The sequence below is a fragment of the Streptomyces sp. JH14 genome (assembly GCF_029428675.1).
Classification (GTDB): Bacteria; Actinomycetota; Actinomycetes; order Streptomycetales; family Streptomycetaceae; genus Streptomyces.
Map to the genome: position 1 here is coordinate 1,056,582 of NZ_JAJNEL010000001.1, position 14,722 is coordinate 1,071,303.

Below are 14,722 nucleotides of genomic sequence, written 5' to 3' on the forward strand. Positions count from 1 at the left end.
GCATCACCTGTAACGAGGAAGAAGTAATGGGGCTACGAGCGTATGGATCCTTTCACTCGTTCCGGTCACGTACGCACATGCTGACGATTACCGCGAGATAATTCAGCAGTTGTCGATGAACCGGTCGAGCACCCGTACACCGAACTTCAGGCCGTCGACCGGAACGCGCTCGTCCACACCGTGGAACATGCCCGCGAAGTCGAGCTCCGGCGGCAGCTTCAGCGGAGCAAAACCGAAGCAGCGGATGCCGAGGTCGTCGAAGGACTTGGCGTCCGTGCCACCGGAGAGCATGTACGGGACGGCTCGGGCGATCGGATCCTCCGCCTTCAACGCGACCTGCATCGCATCGACCAGCGAGCCGTCGAAGCTGGTCTCCAGCGCCTTGTCGCCGTGCACGTCCTCGCGCCTGACCCGCGGGCCGAGAATCCGGTCCAGGTCGGCCAGGAACTCGTCCTCGAAGCCTGGCAGGAAGCGGCCGTCGACATGGGCGACGGCCTGGCCGGGAATCACGTTCACCTTGTAGCCGGCACCCAGCATGGTCGGGGCGGCGGAGTTGCGCAGGGTGGCGCCGATCATCTTGGCGATGCCGCCCAGCTTGGCGAGCGTGGCGTCCATGTCCTCGGGGTCGAGCGGGGTGCCGAGCGCGTCGGACAGCTCGTCGAGGAAGGACCGTACGGTCTTGGTCACCCTGACCGGCCACTTGTGCCGCCCGAGTCGCCCGACGGCCTCGCAGAGCTCGGTGATCGCGTTGTCGTCGTTGGTCATCGAGCCGTGCCCGGCGGTGCCGTCCACGGTGAGCTTCATCCAGTGCATGCCCTTCTGGGCCGTCTCGACGAGATAGAGCCGCAGCTTCTCGTTGACGGTGAAGGAGAAGCCGCCGACCTCGCCGATCGCCTCGCTGACGCCGTCGAAGAGGTCGCGATGATTGTCGACGAGATGCCGCGCACCGTACGTACCACCGGCCTCCTCGTCGGCGAGGAAGGCCAGCACGATGTCGCGCGGGGGCTTACGGCCGCTGCGCATCCGGTCACGGACGACGGCGAGGGTCATCGCGTCCATGTCCTTCATGTCGACCGCGCCGCGTCCCCAGACGCAGCCGTCCGCGATCTCGCCCGAGAACGGGTGGTGCGTCCAGTCATGGGCATTGGCCGGCACCACATCGGTGTGGCCGTGGATGAGCAGCGCGGGCCTCGACGGGTCCTCGCCCTCGATCCGGGCCACGGTCGAGGCGCGGCCCTTGTGGGATTCGAAGATCTTCGGCTCGAGCCCGACCTCGGCGAGCTTCTCGGCGACGTACTCGGCGGCCACCCGTTCGCCCGGGCCCGAGTGGTCTCCGTAGTTGCTGGTGTCGATCCGGATCAGCTCGCGGCAGAGGTCCACGACCTCGTCCTCGCCGGCGGGGCCGCCGACCGTATGCGTCTCGCTCACACTGCTTCCTTCCACTGTCACCCAGGTGCTGCCCCTCATCCTCCCGCGCCCCGCCCGCCGGCCCAAGGCCGCCCATGCCTCGTCATGCGCCGTTCACGCGGCCAGTGGCGTGATCGAGCACCCCCGAATGTTTGCTATTGTTTTCCACGTCGGAACGGGCACGGCCCGCGAGACAGACACCTTGTCCGGGTGGCGGAATGGCAGACGCGCTAGCTTGAGGTGCTAGTGCCCTTTATCGGGCGTGGGGGTTCAAGTCCCCCCTCGGACACCAGAGGGAACGTTCGCAAGATCGTTTCTCTTTCTCTCACGCGATGTGGCTCCAGTGCTTGCACTGGAGCCACATCGCGTTGTGCGGCAAGTACCGCACCGGCACCTGGTTCTCCACCGTCCCCGGGGGCGGCAGCACCCAGGGTTGGCGGTGATGGTGAAGGTCATCGACTCGGCGGAGGTGTTGGTCAGCGTCCTCCAGGCCTGTCGGTCTCGGACCGGACGCTCCTGCCGGTGTCACGGCCCGGCCGCGAGGCGTGCGGTCCGGCCGCCGGGCGCGGCGGGAGTCAAAAGGACGGCGACGTCGCCCGGCCGGGGCAGCGGGCGGCTCGCCTCGGTGACCGGGGTGAGCCGCCCGTCGCCCCGCACCAGGAACAGCAGGTCCCAGTCGGCCGGCGCGTCCCGGTCCGCCGACCGGGTCACGATGGACGCCCCTTCCTCGTACCTGCGGGTCAGCGCCGCCCCGGTCAGCTCCGTACCGAACAGGACCTCGCCGCCGGTGAACGGGGCCACGACCCCCAGACGCTCGCGCTGGGACCCGACACGATGGACGGATCCCTCGATGCTGCCGCGCAGGATGGTGGCCGCCAGCACGTTGAAGTCGTCCTCGGCGGTCAGGAAGAACACCGCTGTGATGCCTTCCAGCTCGGCCTCCTCCCCGGTGGCGGCAGACAGCAGCTCCCCCGGGGCCAGTTCGAGCCCGGCCCGGCCGATGCGTTCACGCTGGCGATCCGGGCCGGCCCACATCAGTACCTCCAGCCCCGCCGTCCGCAGCGCCACCGCGAGGTCCACCACCCATGGCTCGCCGCCGACCAGGAGCGGGCGCGAGCGGGCCGGCCGTACGACGTCCAGGCGCCGGGCGACGGCCGAAGCCGTCAGCCCGTACAGCGTCACCGTGGCCACGATGACGACGAAGGTGGCCGGAAGGATCTTCGAAGCCCCTCCGATCCCCTTCGCGACCAGGGTGGCGGAGAACGTCGAGGCGGTCGCCGCCGCGACGATGCCGCGGGGCGCCATCCAGCCGATGAAGCCCCGCTCGCCCCTGGTCAGGTCCGTGCCGAGCGTCGACACGAACGCCACCAGCGGCCTGACCAGGAGTACGAGCACAGCGGTGAGCGCCAGCGCGGGAAGTACCACGTGCCGCAGCGACTGCGGGGTGACGGTGGCCGAGATCGAGATGAAGAGCAGACCGAGGATCAGACTGACCAGGGTCTCGAAGAAGGGCCGGCGCGCCGGGACGTCGAACTGCGGGAGGTTGGCAACGGCCAGACCCATCATCACGGCGGCGATGAGCCCGGAGTCCTCACGGACGACGTCGCAGAACGCCGCCACCGCTATCACTGCGGCGAGCTGGGCCGTGGTCCCGAGGATCTCGCCGAGCCGGAGCCGGCGCAGCAGTACCCACAGCAGCCAGGATCCGACGACGCCTCCTGCCAGTCCGACCCCCACGCTCGCGATGAACTCGACGGCTCCGCTGCCGACATGACGCTCGGTGCTCGCGCTGACGAGGTGGAAGACGAGGGCGCCCAGGATGCCGCCGACCGGGTCGATGAGGGAGCCCTCCCAGACCAGGACGTGCTGCAGCCGTTCCTTCGGCCGGACGAAGCCGAGCAGCGGCCCGACCACCGTCGGCCCGGAGACCACGAGAATCGCGCCCAGCATGAGGGCCGCCCGCCGGTCCATGCCCAGCAGCGGCGCGGCGAGCAGCGTGCCGAGCACCCAGGTGATCAGGGTTCCGACCCAGATCAGCCTGACGACGACGCGGCGGGTGTGGCCTTTGAGCTTTCTGAGATCGAGCCCGAGGCCGGCGTCGTAGAGGATCACCGCGACGGCGAGCGACACCAAAGGGGAGAACGCGGGGCCCAGCAGCCGCTGCGGATCGAGCTCGTCCACCAGCGCGCCGGCGGCGAACCCGACCGGCAGCAGCACGATGAGTGCCGGGATACGCAGCCGGCCCGCCAGGATCTGCGACCCGACGGCAAGCACCAGGGTCAGCCCCACGCCGATGAGGACCTGATTCGTCGTCACGCAGTACCTCCGTGGTGCCGGGCCTTCCGACGCGGCGGATGCTCCGGCCGGCGGCCCGGGAACGCAGCAGGATCGAGCACCACGGCGCAACCGTCATTCCTGCCACGGGGTGATCCCCCAGCGGACCGTGTGCTCCTCACCGGGTCCCAGTACGACGAGTCCCGTACCGCTGCGGAACGCATCCGGCGGGCACGACATCGGCTCGATGGCAATGGATCGGCGCCGCTCCCCTTCGGGCAGGGTGTCGCCGGTGAACAGCTGAACGTGATCGGTGCCCTCGCCGAGCCATACGTCGGTGCCCCACGCGCCGGAGGAATGGGCGAGGCTCACCACGGCCCGCCCGCGCGCATCCCGGTCGAGATCGGCGAACGGGGTGTCCAGCTGCTGGGTCCCGATGGTGCGTGGCGTACGGAAGTCGTAGGGCGTCCCCTCGACCGGTTCGGCGGCCACCGGCAGCCCCCGTTCGTCGGTGCGCAGCCGTGTCCGCGCCGGTACGGTCAGCAGCGCGTCGTCCACGGTCCCGGTGCCGCCGACCCTGAGGTAGGGGTGCTGGCCGACCCCGTAGGGAGCGGCGTCGTCGCCGAGGTTGAGTGCGGTGACGGCCACGCCGAGGCCGTCCTCGCCCAGGGTGTACTCGGCGCGGACCCGGAGGTGGAAGGGGTAGCCGGGCTGAGGCCACAGGGAGACGTCGAGCACCGCGCGGTCGTCCTGCGCCTCGACGATCCGCCACGATGTCCAGCGGAGCAGGCCGTGGATGGCATTGCCGTTCTTCGGTTCGGTCAGTGGCAGTTGCTGGTCCTGCCCGTCCCAGCGGTAGCGGCCGTCCCGGATCCGGTTGGGCCACGGCGCGAGGATCTGCCCGCGCCCGCCGGTGATCCGGTCGTCCGGTGCGAAGCCGTCGAGTACGAGCCGGTCGCCGACGGCGTAATGACGCAGGGCCGCGCCGAGTTCGACGATCACGGCCCTCCGGTTCCCATGGCGGAGAGTCAGCTGCCGCCCGGTCCGGCTCTCGTGCACGCGTGGCCTCCTCGGTGTGCCCGAAGGCGGACGGCCCGCACGCCCGGGCTGGGTGGTGGCCGGTCCGTCGGCCGCCTCTCGGGAGCGTGCGGACAACGACCTGCCGAGTCAAGCGGGACACGGGCGCCCTGCCCCCAATGGCCAGGCAGGTTCGCCCACCGGGGGCATGCGTTGGCGGTACACGGCCCGGCTGCCCACCCCCTGCACGGGGCGGCAGAGCGGCCGAGCGGGTCATGCCCCGAAGCCCGCCCAAGGGGCGGTGGACGGCCTGCCGGGGCAGGATCCCGTGGACCGTGCAGCGCAGGCGCGGGTTTCCGTTCTCCCGGATAGTGGGGTCGGGGGCTTCCTACCCGCCGGAGCCACGATGGACGAGCGCTATCCACCGATCGCCGAGCACGGACTGATCGGCGATCTGCAGACGGCCGCGCTCGTCTCCTCCCGGGGGGTCATCGACGGGTTCGCCGCCCCCGGTTCGATTCGCCCAGCATCTTCGCCGCGCTGCTCGAAGGACCCGGCCTGGCTGTCCACGCTGGACGCCATCGACCGCACACTCGTCTCGGACAGCCTCGTCCACCGCTACGACCCGGCGGCCTCGCCCGACGGACTGCGGTGCGCCGAGGGCACGTTCAGCCTCCGCACCTTCCTGTACGTCGACGCGCTGGTACGCGCGGGCCGGCTCCCGCAGGCGCGATACGCCTTCGAGAAGATGCAGACCTACGCCAACCACGTCGGGCTCTTCGCCGAGGAGATCGGCCCGAGCGGGGAGCAACTGGGCAATTTCCCGCAGGCGTTCACGCACCTGTCCCTGATCATGGCCTCCACCACGCTCGACGAGGCGCTCGACCGCGAGGAGGGCCGCTGACCCTGCCGTCCCGGCAGCCGCCGGGAGACCGCCCGGCCGGGCCTCCGAGAGGTTCACGGACGGCTCCGCCGACGTGCGGTGGGAGGCCTACAACGGGTCACCGGGTGCCCGGCCGGCCTGTGTGCCGGCGTCGGTGGAAGAGTCCAGCTCGCCGTGCGTGTCCATCCAGTAGAGCAGGACCAGAGCGGGCCCGGTCAGCACGGTCGCGACGACCGTTGGCTGTGGCGGGCCGGCGACGGCCCCGACGGGTCCCTCTCCGTGCGGGGCGCGGCCCGCGCTGCCGGCCGGGTGTCAGCCTCCGGTGGCGAAGCCGGGGAAGAGTGTCATTCCGCCGTCCACGTACAGCGTGGCGCCCACGAGGTAGTCGAGCAGATCGGACGCCACCGCGACGACGGCGTTGGCGATGTCGTCCGGCTCCCCGACCCGGCGGTACGGGATCAGTCGCAGCAGGTCGGCCTCGGCCTCGGGGGTGTCCCAGGCGCTCCTGTTGATGGGGGTGCGGATGGCGCCCGGCGCGATGGCGTTCACACGGATTCCCTGGGGGGCCAGTTCCTGTGCGAGGGTCGCCATCATCATGCCGACGCCGCCTTTGGAGGCGGCGTAGTTCACATGGCCCGCCCAGGGGACGAGCTGGTGGACCGAGCTCATGCAGATGATCTTCCCCGCGGACCGGGAGACCTCCGGTACGACGCCGCGCCGCAGGAACTCCTTGGTGGCCTCCCGCGCGCAGAGGAACTGGCCGGTGAGGTTGACGTCGATGACCTTCTGCCACTGGGCGCGCGTCATCTCCACGCTCGGCGCATCCCGCTGGAGGCCCGCGTTGGCCACCATGATGTCGATGGTGCCGAACTCCTCGACCATGCGGGCGACCATGCCGACGACCTGGTCCTCGTCGGAGACATCGGCCTGGTGGGCGTAGGCGCGGACGCCGAGTCCCCTGATCTCCGCGACGACCTTCTCGGCCTCGTCCTCGCCTACGACGTAGTTGACCACGACATCCGCACCGGCCCGCCCGAGTGCGATCGCGGTCGCCCTGCCGATGCCCGAACCGGCCCCGGTCACCAGCGCCTTCTGCCCTGCCACGAGCCGCGCGGACAGTGCGCCCCGGACCTCACCGGTACTTCCAGCCACCACGGCTTCTCCTTCGGCACTCGGACGGCCCGCCGGCCGGCGGACGTCGCCGCCGGCCGGGCCGCTGGACCGGCAGTCGCTCACGGGAAGGACGACGCGGGGTCACCGCACCGTCCCGCCAGGACCGGAAGCGAGCCCTTCCGCACCGCGCCGCCTTCTTCAGGAAGGGAACACCGAACGCGGCGGGCGGCCCGGACCCGGCACGCAGGGCGTTCCCGGCGGGGCGGGAATGTCACGCAACCGGGCCAATGACCCGACCGGGCCGCCCTGCACTCCTCACCGCATGCCGTCTCCCGCCTCGAGGCAGCCGCACCAAAGGCGCCCCGGAGATCCGGCGCCCGCCCCTCGGCCCTCTGTCGAAGCGCTCCGGGCGTGGCTAACGTCCAGCAGCGACGCAGGTGTTGCCGAGCAAGGAGCATCATGAGCCGTACACCGAGCTACTCCCTCCCCTGGCACGTGGACGTGGCCCCCGGATCGGGCGGACTGCCGCCCCGGTCCTGGTATGCCGGGTCGGACGCCCCGCGGATGTCGTTGAACGGGGAATGGCGCTTCCGGCTCTCGCCGACCGCGACCGCCGAGGACACGTCGTTCGCCCGGCCCGGGTTCGACGCGTCCGGGTGGCGAACGGTCGCGGTGCCCGGGCACTGGGTGCTGCAGGGGGCCGGCGGAGCGCCCGCGTACACCAATGTCGTCTACCCGTTCCCGGTCGATCCGCCGCACGTGCCGACCGAGAACCCGACCGGGGACCATCTGCGCACCTTCGATCTGCCCGACGGATGGCCGGCGGGCGGCGACGCCGTGCTGCGGTTCGACGGGGTGGAGTCCGCCGCCCGGGTCTGGCTCAACGGCGAGGAGCTGGGGGACTTCAAGGGGTCGCGGCTGCCGCACGAGTTCGCGGTCGGCGGCATCGTGCGGGCCGAGGGCAACGTCCTGGCCGTCCGCGTGCATCAGTGGTCGTCCGGGAGCTATCTGGAGGACCAGGACCAGTGGTGGCTCCCCGGGATCTTCCGGGACGTCACGCTCGCGCACCGGCCCCAGGAAGCGCCCCGGGACTTCTTCGTCCACGCCGGCTACGACCACGGCGCCGGTGCCGGGACCCTGCGGGTGGAGTGCGAAGGGACCAGGGGCCGGGTCGTCGTGCCCGAGCTGGGGGTCGACGCCGCGACGGGTGAGGCGGTGACCGTGCCGGTCGAGCCGTGGACCGCCGAGACGCCCCGGCTGTACGACGGTGAGCTGGTGACCCCCGGCGAGCGCATCCCGCTGCGGATCGGCTTCCGTACCGTCGTCGTCGAGGACGGCGTCGTCGAGGTCAACGGCCGGCGCGTGCTGTTCCGTGGGGTGAACCGCCACGAGTTCCACCCGGAGACGGGGCGGGCCGTGGACGCGGAGACGATGCGGCGCGATCTGGTGCTGATGAAGCAGCACCACATCAATGCCGTACGGACCAGCCACTATCCGCCGCATCCGGCGTTCCTGGATCTCTGCGACGAGCTCGGACTCTGGGTGATCGACGAGTGCGATCTGGAGACCCATGGTTTTGCCGGACTGGAGTGGCGCGACAACCCGGTCGACGACGATCGGTGGACCCCGGCGCTCCTCGACCGGGCCGCGCGGATGGTCGAGCGCGACAAGAACCACGCGTCGGTGATCATCTGGTCGCTGGGAAACGAGTGCGGGACGGGACGCGGGCTGACCGCCATGGCCGAGTGGATCAAGGGCCGGGATCCGGAACGGCTGGTGCACTACGAGGGCGACCTGTCCTGCAAGGACGTCGACGTCTATTCGCGGATGTATCCGGCGCACGCGGAGGTCGAGCTGATCGGGAAGCGGGCCGAGGCCCCGTGGGGCGACCCGGAACTGGACGCCAGGCGGCGCGCCATGCCGTTCATCATGTGCGAGTACGGACACGCGATGGGCAACGGCCCGGGCGGGCTGAGCGAATACCAGCGCCTCTTCGAGCAGTACGAGCGCTGCCAGGGCGGGTTCGTCTGGGAGTGGATCGACCACGGTCTCGCCCACCCGGAGCACGGCTTCGCCTATGGCGGGGACTTCGGCGAGGAGTTGCACGACGGCAACTTCGTCTGCGACGGGCTGCTCTTCCCCGACCGCACCCCCTCCCCCGGGCTGATCGAGTACAAGAAGGTCGTCGAGCCGGTACGGATCGAGGCCGGGACGTCGGCGGGCACGGTCAGGATCGGCAACGGGTACGACTTCGCGGGGCTGGATCATCTGGAGTTCGTCTGGTCGCACGAGGTGGACGGCGAGCTCCGCGGAACCGGTCCGCTCGCCGTGCCCGCCCTGGCCCCCGGAGCCCACGCCGAGGTACGGCTTCCCGGGAACGGCCCGGGTGTGTGGACCGTCCGGGCGCTGCTCGCCGAGGACACCGCGTGGGCCGAGCGCGGGCATGTGATGGCGTGGGGGCAGGTGGAGGTCGGTGCGGCGGCCCCGGTCACGGCCGTGGTGGGATCGCGGCCGGAGGCGGGCGCGGGGGTGATCACGCTCGGGAGCGGGGTCTTCGACGCGGCGACCGGGGCACCGGTACGGCTCGGCGGCGTGCCGGTGCAGGGGCTGCGGCTCGATGTGTGGCGGGCGCCCACCGACAACGACAACGGTGCGGCCTGGCAGCCGGACGAGCGGTACGGACTGCGGTGGCGGGAGTTGGGGCTGCATCGGATGCGCCATCGGATCGACGCCGTGGAGGTGGGCGAGGAGTCGTTGACCGTACGGACGCGGGTGGCGCCCGCCGGGGCGGACCTGGGGTTGCGTACGGCGTACCGGTGGACCGACGACGGGGCGCGGCTCGGGCTCACCGTGTCCGTGGTGCCGGAGGGCGAGTGGCGGGTGCCGCTGCCCCGGCTCGGGATCCGGTTCGGGCTGCCCGCTGCGTACGGCCGGGCGCGGTGGTTCGGCGGCGGGCCGGGCGAGGCGTACCCGGACACCCGGGCGGCGTCGGTGCTCGGGCGATGGGAGATGCCCGTGGACGCGATGCAGACCCCGTACGTCCGGCCGCAGGAGAACGGTGCGCGGGCCGATGTCCGGTGGGCGGAGCTGACGCACGGCGACGGTGCGGGACTGCGGGCCGAAGGGGGTGTGCCGTTCTGGTTCACCGCGCGGCGGTGGACGAGCGAGCAACTGGATGCGGCGGAGCACGGCCCGGAACTGGTGCCCGGGGAGACCGTCTGGGTCAACCTGGACCATGCGGTGCAGGGCATCGGGTCGCAGTCGTGCGGGCCGGGGGTGCTGCCGCAGTACCGGCTCGACGCGGCGGCCGCGGAGTTCTCGTTCGTGTTCTCGGCGGTGGGGTGAGACAGGGGCCGCGGACGGTGACGGCACCGCGTGACCGGCCGGCTGCCGGTGGGCGTGACCGGTACCGGTGGGCTGTGACCGTGCAGCCGTCGGTGACCTGCGGCGACGCGTGACAGGATGGTCGCCACCATGACCATCAGCACCGTCAGCCGCCGCGCCCCGGACATCGACGCACCGGCAGGGCCGCCGCGATGAGAGGCCGCGCGAAGCCTCCGCCGGCGCCCCTGCCGCAGCGGGACGGGATCGATCCGGTCCGGGTGCGGCTCCCCGAGGATCCGGGCGAGGAGTGGGCGACGGTCCGCGATCATCTGCTGGCGCGGTTCGCCGGTGCGATCGGGGCGGACCGGGTGGACGCCATGTTCGCCGGGGGCCGGTTCGTCTCGGTGCAGGGGCCCGTGGCCCCCGACGAGCCGTACACGGCGGGGCGGTATCTCTGGTTCCACCGGGACTTCGCGCCCGAGGAGCCGGTGCCGTTCCCGGTCGGCGTCGTGTACCGCGACGCGCATCTCGTGATCGCCGACAAGCCGCACTTCCTCGCCACGACACCGCGCGGCCGCCACATCACCGAGACGGCCGTGGCGCGGCTCCGCCGGGAGTTGGGGCTGCCGTCGCTGCAGCCCGCGCACCGGCTGGACCGGCTCACCGCGGGCCTCGTCCTCTTCGTCGTACGGCCCGAGGACCGGGGGGCGTACCAGACGCTGTTCCGGGACAAGCGGGTGCGCAAGGAGTACGAGGCGGTGGCACCGTACGACCCCTCGATCGCCTTCCCGCGTACGGTACGCAGCCGGATCGTCAAGGAGCGCGGGGTGATCGCCGCCCGGGAGGAGCCGGGCGAGGCGAACAGCGAGAGCCGGATCGAGCTGCTGGAACACCGGGAGGGACTGGGCCGTTACCGGCTGCTGCCCGCCACCGGGCGGACCCACCAGCTGCGCGTGCACATGAACAGCCTGGGCCTGCCCCTCGTCCACGATCCCGTCTATCCGGTGGTGGAGCCGGAGGGCGCCACGGACGACTGGACGCGTCCGCTGCAACTCCTGGCGCGGGTGCTGGAGTTCACCGATCCGGTCACGGGTGGGCCGCGCCGCTTCGAGAGCGGGCTGCGGCTCTCGGCGTGGCCGGACCGGTGAGTCCCGGCGGTCAGTGACCGCGGGCGATCCACTCGTCGAGGTGCGGGGCCTCCGCGCCGATCGTCGTGGAGTCCCCGTGCCCGGTACGGACGGTTGTCTCGGCCGGCAGGGCGAGCAGCCGGTCCCTGATCGACGCGACGATCGTCGGGAAGTGCGAGAACGACCGTCCGGTGGCGCCGGGTCCGCCCTGGAAGAGGGTGTCCCCGGTGAAGACGGTGGCCAGCTCGGGGGCGTACAGGCAGACCGCTCCCGGGGCATGACCGGGCGTGTGCAGGACCTGGAGCGCGGTCCCGGCGATCTCCAGCTCCTGCCCCTCGGCCAGTTCGGCGTCGGGGGTGCGGTCCGGGTGGGTCTGCTTCCACAGCGGCAGATCGTCGGGGTGCAGCAGGATCGGTGCACCGGTGGCGTCGGCGAGGGCCGGAGCCGCGTCGATGTGGTCGTTGTGGGCGTGCGTGCAGACGATGGCGCGCAGCGTGCGGCCCGCGAGCGCGGCCTCGATGGCGGCGGCGTCATGGGCGGCGTCGATGACGATCGCCTCGGTGTCGTCGCCGACGATCCAGACGTTGTTGTCGACGTCCCACTCGCCGCCGTCGAGGGCGAACGTGCCGGAGGTGACGAGGTGGTCGATGCGGGCGGCCATCAGAAGACCACCACCGAGCGCAGCACGTCGCCTTCGTGCATCCGGGTGAAGGCCTGCTCGATGTCGCCGAGTCCGATGGTCTCGGTGACGAATGCGCCGAGGTCGATACGGCCCTGCTGGTGCAGATCGATGAGCATCGGGAAGTCGCGCGAGGGCAGGCAGTCGCCGTACCAGGAGGACTTGAGCGAGCCGCCGCGGCCGAACACGTCGAGGAGCGGCAGTTCGAGCTGCATCTCCGGGGTGGGGACGCCGACCAGGACGACGGTGCCGGCGAGGTCGCGGGCGTAGAAGGCCTGCTTGTACGTCTCCGGGCGGCCGACCGCCTCGATGACGACGTCGGCGCCGTTGCCGCCCGTCAGGGAGCGGATCGCCTCGACCGGGTCGGTGGAGCGGGAGTTGACGGTGTGGGTGGCGCCCATCTTCTTCGCCGTGTCCAGCTTGCGGTCGTCGATGTCCACCGCGATGATCTTCGCGGCTCCGGCCAGCCGCGCGCCGACGACGGCCGCGTCGCCGACCCCGCCGCAGCCGATGACGGCGACCGAGTCCCCGCGGCCGACCCCGCCGGTGTTGATGGCGGCGCCGATGCCCGCCATGACGCCGCAGCCGAGCAGCCCGGCGACGGCCGGGGAGGCCTCCGGGTCGACCTTGGTGCACTGGCCCGCGGCGACCAGGGTCTTCTCCGCGAACGCACCGATGCCGAGCGCGGGCGACAGCTCGGTACCGTCCAGCAGCGTCATCTTCTGCTGGGCGTTGTGGGTGTTGAAGCAGTACCAGGGGCGGCCGCGCAGACACGCCCGGCACTGCCCGCAGACCGCACGCCAGTTGAGGATGACGAAGTCGCCGGGCTCGACGTCCGTGACGCCGTCGCCGACGGATTCGACGATGCCCGCGGCCTCATGGCCGAGCAGGAACGGGAAGTCGTCGTTGATGCCGCCCTGCTTGTAGTGCAGGTCGGTGTGGCAGACGCCGCACGCCTGGATCTTCACGACGGCCTCACCGGGGCCGGGGTCCGGGATCACGATCGTCTCGACGCGCACCGGCTCGTTCTTCCCCGGTGCGATGACCCCTTGTACCTGCTGCGCCATACCGCGGTCTCCTTCGTGACGGTCCCGGCTTCTGAGATGTCCGACCGATACCGGTGATCGAACGCGGACAACCGTACGCGCTGTGCGGGTGTCCCGGCAGCGATGGCGCGTCGGAGCGCGGCGGGCGGCCCCACCGGAGGTTCCGCGGGAGCCGCCCGCCGTGCGTCAGGCCTCCGTGTCGTGGACCCGGCGTCCGCCGACATACGTCTGGAGGACGCGGGTGGTGCCGATCTCCTCGGGCGGGCCCGCGTACACGTCGCGGTCCAGGACCACCAGGTCGGCGAGGGCTCCGGTACGGATGGAGCCGGTGTCGTCCAGGTGGTTCACATGGGCCGATCCGGCCGTGTACGCGGCGATGGCGGCCGTGAGTCCGATGCGCTCGCCGGGCAGGAAGACCGGTCCTTCGCCGTCCGGGGCGATCCGGTTGACCGCGGTGTGGATGCCGTGCAGCGGCTCGGCGCTGCTGACCGGCCAGTCGCTGCCCGCCGCGACGGTCGCACCGGACCGCAGCAGCGCGCCGAACGGATACTGCAGCGCGGCGCGTTCGTCGCCGAGAAAGGGAATGGTCAGCTCGTCCATCTGTGGCTCATGGGCGGCCCAGAGCGGCTGGATGTTGGCTGTGGCACCGAGCTCACGGAACCGCGGGATGTCGTCGGGGTGGACGATCTGGAGATGGGCGAGGTGGGGCCGGGTGTCGGTGCGGCCGTTGACGGTGCGGGCGGCCTCGACGGCGTCGAGTGCCTCGCGCACCGCGCGGTCGCCAAGGGCGTGGAAGTGGGTCTGGAAGCCGAGGGCGTCCAGTTCGGTGACGTACCGGCGCAGCTCGACGGGGTCGACGAAGCTGGTGCCGCTGTTGGCGGTGGCGCAGCCGCAGGCGTCGAGGTACGGCGTGAGCAGAGCTGCGGTGCCCGTCTCGGCGACCCCGTCCTGCATGATCTTCACCGACCCGGCCCGGAACCGTCCGCCCGTCAGCTCCCGCCGCCTGGCGACGAGTTCGGGTATCTGCTCGGAGCCACGCTCGCGCTCCCACCACAGGGCGCCGACGACCCGCGCGGTGAGCGATCCGTCGCGGGCTGCGGTCAGATAGGCGTCGGAGGCGTCGTCCATCGAACCGTAGACGCCGACGATGGCGTCCTGCCAGGCGGTGATCCCGTACGAGTGGAGGAGACGCTGGGCACGGAGCAGAGCGGCGAGCCGGTCGGCGGGGGTGGAGCGCGGGGTGTGCTGGGCGACCAGGTCCATGGCTCCCTCCTGGAGAAGTCCGGTGGGCTCGCCCCGGTCGTCGCGTTCGATACGGCCGTCGGCCGGGTCGGGGGTGTCGCGGGTGATGCCGGCGAGCATGAGGGCACGGGTGTTGACCCAGGCGCCGTGGTGGTCGCGGTTGACCAGGAAGACGGGGCGGTCGGGTACGGCGGTGTCGAGCCGGTCCCGGGTCGGGCTGCCGCCGTCGAAGGCCTCCATGGACCAGCCGCCGCCGGTGATCCACTCCTGGTCCGGGTGGCTGTCGGCGTAGGCCCGTACCGCGGCGAGGGTGTCCGCCGCCGTCCGGGAGTCCGTGAGGTTGCACTGCGCGAGTTCGAGGCCGGCGGTGACCGGGTGGATGTGCGCGTCCTGGAAACCGGGAACGAGCAGCCGCCCGGCGAGATCGACGACTTCGGTCTTCGGGCCGATCAGTTCACGCACCTCGTCGTGGCCGACCGCGGTGATGCGGTCGCCGGTGACGGCCACGGTCGTGGCGCGGCTGCGGGCCGAGTCCATGGTGAGGATGGGGCCGCCGGTGAGGACGAGATCGGCGGGGGTGTGGTGCATCAGTGGTTCCGTTTCCGTGGGA

Annotated in this window: 9 protein-coding genes, 1 tRNA gene and 1 pseudogene; 4 read left to right on the forward strand and 7 right to left on the reverse strand. The window is 71.6% G+C overall.

Translation table 11 applies throughout. The features are described 5' to 3' along the window. Positions 1-102: 102 nt before the first annotated feature. Complete coding sequence (locus LRD69_RS04790; protein WP_277325294.1) at positions 103-1,428, reverse strand: M20/M25/M40 family metallo-hydrolase; 1,326 nt, start codon at positions 1,426-1,428, stop codon at positions 103-105. A 183-nt stretch (positions 1,429-1,611) separates the two neighbouring features. On the opposite strand from LRD69_RS04790, the gene LRD69_RS04795 reads away from it, so the two are divergent. Beyond that, positions 1,612-1,699 (forward strand) — tRNA-Leu (locus LRD69_RS04795). Between the two features lie 233 nt (positions 1,700-1,932). Here LRD69_RS04795 and LRD69_RS04800 read toward each other — a convergent pair. After that, a complete protein-coding gene (locus LRD69_RS04800; RefSeq protein ID WP_277325295.1) occupies positions 1,933-3,723 on the reverse strand; it encodes a cation:proton antiporter in 1,791 nt (596 codons plus the stop codon). A gap of 93 nt (positions 3,724-3,816) precedes the next feature. Further along, entirely contained in the window at positions 3,817-4,740 is a 924-nt protein-coding gene (locus LRD69_RS04805) for an aldose 1-epimerase family protein (protein WP_277325296.1), read from the reverse strand. A gap of 409 nt (positions 4,741-5,149) precedes the next feature. Here LRD69_RS04805 and LRD69_RS04810 point away from each other — a divergent pair. Further along, a pseudogene (locus LRD69_RS04810) lies at positions 5,150-5,602 on the forward strand (glycoside hydrolase family 15 protein); the annotation flags it as partial. A 291-nt stretch (positions 5,603-5,893) separates the two neighbouring features. Here LRD69_RS04810 and LRD69_RS04815 read toward each other — a convergent pair. Continuing rightward, positions 5,894-6,733 carry an SDR family oxidoreductase gene (locus LRD69_RS04815; protein WP_277329625.1) on the reverse strand — a complete coding sequence of 280 codons (840 nt, stop codon included), beginning with the start codon at positions 6,731-6,733 and terminating at the stop codon, positions 5,894-5,896. A gap of 420 nt (positions 6,734-7,153) precedes the next feature. Here LRD69_RS04815 and LRD69_RS04820 point away from each other — a divergent pair, with 420 nt between their 5' ends. Beyond that, on the forward strand, positions 7,154-10,039 hold the full coding sequence (locus LRD69_RS04820; RefSeq protein WP_277325297.1) for a glycoside hydrolase family 2 TIM barrel-domain containing protein: 2,886 nt from the start codon (positions 7,154-7,156) through the stop codon (positions 10,037-10,039). Between the two features lie 191 nt (positions 10,040-10,230). Then, positions 10,231-11,166, forward strand: coding sequence for a pseudouridine synthase (locus LRD69_RS04825; RefSeq protein ID WP_277325298.1), 936 nt, complete (start codon positions 10,231-10,233; stop codon positions 11,164-11,166). A 10-nt stretch (positions 11,167-11,176) separates the two neighbouring features. Here LRD69_RS04825 and LRD69_RS04830 read toward each other — a convergent pair whose 3' ends face one another. The 3 genes from LRD69_RS04830 to LRD69_RS04840 form a co-directional block, all read right to left on the reverse strand. Then, a complete protein-coding gene (locus LRD69_RS04830; RefSeq protein ID WP_277325299.1) occupies positions 11,177-11,806 on the reverse strand; it encodes an MBL fold metallo-hydrolase in 630 nt (209 codons plus the stop codon). Continuing rightward, positions 11,806-12,891 carry an S-(hydroxymethyl)mycothiol dehydrogenase gene (locus tag LRD69_RS04835; RefSeq protein ID WP_277325300.1) on the reverse strand — a complete coding sequence of 362 codons (1,086 nt, stop codon included), beginning with the start codon at positions 12,889-12,891 and terminating at the stop codon, positions 11,806-11,808. The genes LRD69_RS04830 and LRD69_RS04835 overlap by 1 nt, the downstream gene beginning before the upstream one ends. Before the next feature lie 165 nt (positions 12,892-13,056). After that, positions 13,057-14,700, reverse strand: a complete 1,644-nt coding sequence (locus LRD69_RS04840) for an amidohydrolase (protein WP_277325301.1) — start codon at positions 14,698-14,700, stop codon at positions 13,057-13,059. Between the last annotated feature and the right edge of the window lie 22 nt (positions 14,701-14,722).

Bases quoted from the DNA above. Each gene is read 5' to 3' on its own strand.
- LRD69_RS04820 (WP_277325297.1), top strand. From the start codon at position 7,154: ATGAGCCGTACACCGAGCTACTCCCTCCCCTGGCACGTGGACGTGGCC.
- LRD69_RS04825 (WP_277325298.1), top strand. From the start codon at position 10,231: ATGAGAGGCCGCGCGAAGCCTCCGCCGGCGCCCCTGCCGCAGCGGGAC.
- LRD69_RS04830 (WP_277325299.1), bottom strand. From the start codon at position 11,806: ATGGCCGCCCGCATCGACCACCTCGTCACCTCCGGCACGTTCGCCCTC.
- LRD69_RS04835 (WP_277325300.1), bottom strand. From the start codon at position 12,891: ATGGCGCAGCAGGTACAAGGGGTCATCGCACCGGGGAAGAACGAGCCG.
- LRD69_RS04840 (WP_277325301.1), bottom strand. From the start codon at position 14,700: ATGCACCACACCCCCGCCGATCTCGTCCTCACCGGCGGCCCCATCCTC.